3 protein-coding genes are annotated in these 3,740 nt (G+C 65.9%); 1 reads left to right on the top strand and 2 read right to left on the bottom strand.

The window, feature by feature from the left end; genetic code table 11:
• Positions 1-1,330 (top strand): aldehyde dehydrogenase family protein (locus tag ACEW8G_RS13220; RefSeq protein WP_373488874.1); only part of this gene is annotated, 1,330 nt, incomplete at its 5' end.
• A gap of 47 nt (positions 1,331-1,377) precedes the next feature.
• Here ACEW8G_RS13220 and ACEW8G_RS13215 read toward each other — a convergent pair.
• Together ACEW8G_RS13215 and crtD are read right to left on the bottom strand one after the other, a co-directional pair.
• Positions 1,378-2,184, bottom strand: coding sequence for a hydratase (locus ACEW8G_RS13215; protein WP_373488873.1), 807 nt, complete (start codon positions 2,182-2,184; stop codon positions 1,378-1,380).
• 47 nt (positions 2,185-2,231) lie between these two features.
• A partial coding sequence (crtD, locus tag ACEW8G_RS13210) for a 1-hydroxycarotenoid 3,4-desaturase CrtD (RefSeq protein ID WP_373488872.1) occupies positions 2,232-3,740 on the bottom strand: 1,509 nt, incomplete at its 5' end.

Below are 3,740 nucleotides of genomic sequence, written 5' to 3'. Positions count from 1 at the left end.
GCAGCTGCTGCCCGGGCCGGGCCGGGTGATCGGCAACGCGCTGACCGGCGATCCGCGCATCGCGGGCACCTGCTTTACCGGATCGACCGCGACGGCGCAGGCGATCAACCGCAACATGGCTGCGCATTGCGCCCCGCACGCCATGCTGATCGCCGAAACCGGCGGCATCAATGCGATGATCGTCGATTCGACCGCGCTGCCCGAACAGGCTGTGCGCGACATCCTGTCGTCGGCCTTCCAGTCCGCCGGACAACGCTGTTCTGCGCTGCGGCTGCTGTATGTGCAGCGCGACATTGCGGACTCGCTCAAGGACATGCTGTTCGGGGCAATGGATGCGCTGTCGCTGGGTGATCCGTGGTGGCTCGCCAATGACGTCGGCCCGGTGATCGATCCCGCTGCGCGCGCCAAGATCGTCGCGCACATCGATGCGGCGCGCGCAGGAGGGTGCTTGCTGAAGCAGCTGGATGTGCCCGATACTGGTTTCTTCGTCGGCCCGGCGGCGATTGCCGTGGGGGGCATCGAGGGTCTGGCTGAAGAGATATTTGGGCCGGTGCTGCATATCGCTACGTTCGAGGCGGGCGAAATCGACGGTCTGGTCGATCGCATCAATGCACGCGGCTATGGGCTGACCTTCGGGTTGCAGACACGCATCGACAAGCGCGTGGACAGCATCACCGCGCGCATCCGCGCGGGTAATGCCTATGTCAACCGCAACCAGATTGGCGCGGTGGTCGGCACTCAGCCGTTTGGCGGCGAGGGGCTGTCGGGCACCGGACCTAAGGCGGGCGGGCCGCACTATCTCAAGCGTTTCGCCGCCGCTGTTGGCCCGCAAATTGCGCTGCCGCCGCTCAACCGGCTGGCGGGCAAGGTTGAGGTGGAGATGGCGTTCGCCGCGCTGCCGCAGGTGACCGAATTGCCGCTGGAGACGCGCGAGATGCCGGGGCCAACGGGCGAGTCCAACGTGCTGTCGCTCTATCCGCGCGGGGTCGTGCTGTGCCTTGGCCCGACGCCCGATGCCGCTGCCGAACAGGCGCAGATCGCGCGCTCAAAAGGCTGCGCCGCGCTGATGGTAGTGCCCCGCGCCGCGGGACCGCACAGCGTGGACGGTTTCATCGAGCGCGCCGATCTGGCGGAGATCGAGGGCTTCGATGCGGTGGCGCTGTGGAGCGAAGAGGGCGATCAACGTGCGGTGCGTGCTGCGCTGGCAAAGCGCAACGGGCCGATCCTGCCACTGTTCACCGAACATGATTTTGGTGGCCGCTGCGTGCACGAACGCCACGTGTGCATCGATACGACGGCGGCGGGGGGCAACGTTACGCTGCTGGCGTGAATACGATCCGGTGGCGGTTGTGCGTGCGGCCAGATGGCGATGAAGCTCTATTTCCCCCGCCGTGGCATTCGGAACGGCAGCATCAGCTTGACGATGCCCTTTTCCAGCCGGTCGAGCGACAGGCTTTCGTGCACCGCCTCGGCATGCTCGCCGAACAGCTTGGTGGTGAGCGCAGTGCGCGAATAAAACGGGGTGTCCTCCCATGTCCGGCGGATCGCGACCGGCGCGCCCGCATCAGCGCGGGTGATGCGCGGCATCCGCCATCCGGTCTTGGGCAACACGCGTTCGGGCGGCAGCGCGACCTCGCTGATTGCGCCATTGTCGGCAAAGCGCAGTCCCATAGCAAAGCGGGTGTCATCGCGTCTTTGCCCCTCATACAGCACCACCGAATCGCGGGCGAGATGCGCGCGCGACCAGTGCCAGTCGGTGAACCCGCGCTCCAGCGGTTCGACGCCGGCGTTGCTGTCGATATAGCCCTCGCCGCGCCAGCTGAGTGAAGGGTTGTTGAGCTTCACCTCAACCGCCGCGCGCGGTGCGATCGGGCGCCAGGCGTGCTTGCCTTGCGCATCGAGCGGCCAAAGCGTTTCGGGCATCACCTTGGGGTAGACGCGGATCGTGCCGCGCACCTTCTTGGGCAAAGGCGCGGTGATCTCCTCAAGGTTGATCGTCATGCTGCTGCCATCCCAGTGCATCGAGCTTGGGCCGATCACCAGATTGTCATGGTCGCATGCCAAAGCCCCGCGCCCGCGTTCGGTCATGCACCAGCCGCCGCGCGGGCCATAAAGCGCGACATTCATCGCGACATGATTGGTCGGGTCGCCGCGTCCGGACCAGTGATAATATGGCGAAAACACGCTTCCGATGAAGGCGATGATCGTCAGCCCGTGCTTGCCGTCGTCGCTCAGCGCGTCGATATACCACCAGGCATAGCCGCCCGCCGGGACGACCGCATCGAAGGCAGGTCCGCAAGCAGCCGCTCTGCCGCCAAGCGGCCGGAAAGGCTCACCATGGGGATCCCCGCGCCGGGGTGAATGCCGCCCCCGGCCAGATACAGACCCGGCAAGCGGCTCGCCGCCCCGGGCCGCTGGAAAGCTGCCTTCCATCCATGTGTCGCCCGGCCGTAAAGCGCGCCACCTGTCGCCGGGAACAAGCCCTCGTAATGACTGGGCGTCACCGGCACCGAATTGTCCGACGTTCGGTCGATCGTCAGGCCACAAGCCGCCAGGAAGCCGAAAGTTTGCCTCTCGCATTGTTCGATCTCCAGATCAGAATAGGTCTTGAAGTCCCCGTTTGCCGGGGCATTGACGATCAGTTGCAGCCGCTCGGGGCCTGGCGGGGCGCGGGCGCTGTGGTCATCGCGGTCCTGCGCGCAGATGTAGACGGTGGGCTTGCCCGGCACTTGCCCATCGCGGAAGATCGCATCGAATTCCGCGCGATAGTTGTCCGAGAAGAACACGTTGTGCCGCACCAGATCGAAGCCCGAAGTCCTGGCGTTGATCAGCCAGGTCATGCTTGAAAGCGAGCGCTGCTTGGGTGGTACTGGCGGCACCGCATGGCGTGCGCGCGTGCCCATCTGTCCGGTGGCGATGGCGGCCGGGTCGCCATTGAACACAACCGCGCGCGCGCGGATCACTTCGCCAGACGAAAGGCGCACCCCGGCGGCGCGGCCATGTTCGACCACGATCTCGTCAACAGTCGCGCCGTAGCGGAACTGTGCGCCGTTGCTGCGCGCCAGATCGGCGATGGCGGTGGCGATCGAATGCATGCCGTTGTCGGCCAGCCACACGCCATCCTGCTCAACGTGCGCGATCAACATCAGCGTGGCAGGCGCGATAAACGGCGATGAGCCGCAATAGGTGGCATAGCGGCCGAACAGCTGCTGCAGCCGGGGGTCGCTGAAATGTCGCCCCAATGCGCGCCACATCGCCTGATAGGGGCGGATCGCCATGGTTTCGGGCAGGCGTTTGAGGCCGATGCGTTTGACAAGAGTGAACGGCGTCGGGCGTGAGGCTTCAAGATACGGTTCACGCAGCACGTTGAAAATGCGTTCGGCCTCGGCGCAAAAGCTGCGGAATCCGGCGGCATCTGCGGCGCTGAAATAGTCGCCGATCGCGGCTTCGCTCTCGCCCACATCGGCGAACAGATCGAAATGGCTGTCAGCATCCCACGCGTGCCGCGCGATGGTGCTGGCGGCGGTCAGCGGGATGGCGCTGGCAAGATCGCCGCCGCAATCAGCAAACAGCCGTTCAAACACCCAGCGCATGGTGAATACCGTCGGCCCGGCATCGACCGCACTGCCGCCAGCGGTGACCTCGCGCAGTTTGCCGCCGGGGGCGGATTGGCGTTCGAGCACCAGCACCGGCTCGCCCGCCGCAGCAAGCAACGCAGCCGCGCTGAGCCCCCCGACTCC

The sequence above is a fragment of the Blastomonas sp. genome, assembly GCF_041747255.1.
Classification (GTDB): domain Bacteria; phylum Pseudomonadota; class Alphaproteobacteria; order Sphingomonadales; family Sphingomonadaceae; genus Blastomonas.
Note: the sequence above shows the minus strand (reverse complement) of the source record. Positions and strands in the feature narration are given on the sequence as shown.